Source organism: Dubosiella newyorkensis, from assembly GCF_001945605.1.
Taxonomy (GTDB): Bacteria; Bacillota_I; Bacilli_A; order Erysipelotrichales; family Erysipelotrichaceae; genus Dubosiella; species Dubosiella newyorkensis.
In genome coordinates this window covers 1-611 of the sequence record NZ_MPKA01000070.1, presented here as the reverse complement: position 1 = coordinate 611, position 611 = coordinate 1, and the positions used below count along the sequence as shown (strand labels likewise).

Annotated in this window: 1 protein-coding gene; it reads right to left on the bottom strand. The window is 43.7% G+C overall.

Annotation, left to right across the window (positions count from 1 at the left end):
• Positions 1–229 precede the first annotated feature (229 nt).
• The gene (locus BO225_RS07440) at positions 230–517 is read right to left on the bottom strand and encodes a transposase (RefSeq protein ID WP_076341626.1); all 288 of its coding nucleotides are present in this window, start codon (positions 515–517) and stop codon (positions 230–232) included.
• Positions 518–611 lie beyond the last annotated feature (94 nt).

The window sequence follows — 611 nt, the reverse complement described above, 5'->3', positions numbered from 1 at the left end:
AGGATCTCTGCGATCTTGGGCGAGCCATACAGCTGGTGCGAATCGTTGTAGATCTTGACGATTGCTTTTTTTGTTTTTTCCCGTCGGACTTTTGTCTTGGATGGTTTTGATCTTAAATACTTGTAGTAGCCGGAAGGGCTCTTCTCCAATATAGCCAGTATACCCGCTATCGATGCTTTGGGATGTTTCTCTTTGTATTCCTGGACCGATCGATAGAGGAGACGAGCCGTTACTTGCCGAGTATACTGATTGCTTTTTTTAATACATTGAGTGCGTCCTGGGTATCTCTGAGCTGCTTTTTAAGATGGGCGATCTCTTTGGCTTCATCGCTGGCATAGTTGCCGGATCCTCTTACGACGACCTGATCGTCATGCTCTTTATAGCTTTTTACCCATCCTCCAATTGTTGTGTCATGGACTCCGAACTGTTTGGCGATCTGGGTGTAGGCAAGGTCTGGATGATCGAGCACGTATTGGATCACCTGTTCCTTAAATTCTTTGTCATATTGCTTTGCCATTTTTCATTCCTCCTCATTCTGGAATTCAAATTGTTCTTCTTATGACATTCTACCACTTGAATTTTCAGAGGTTTAAGGGATGCACCATTAATAC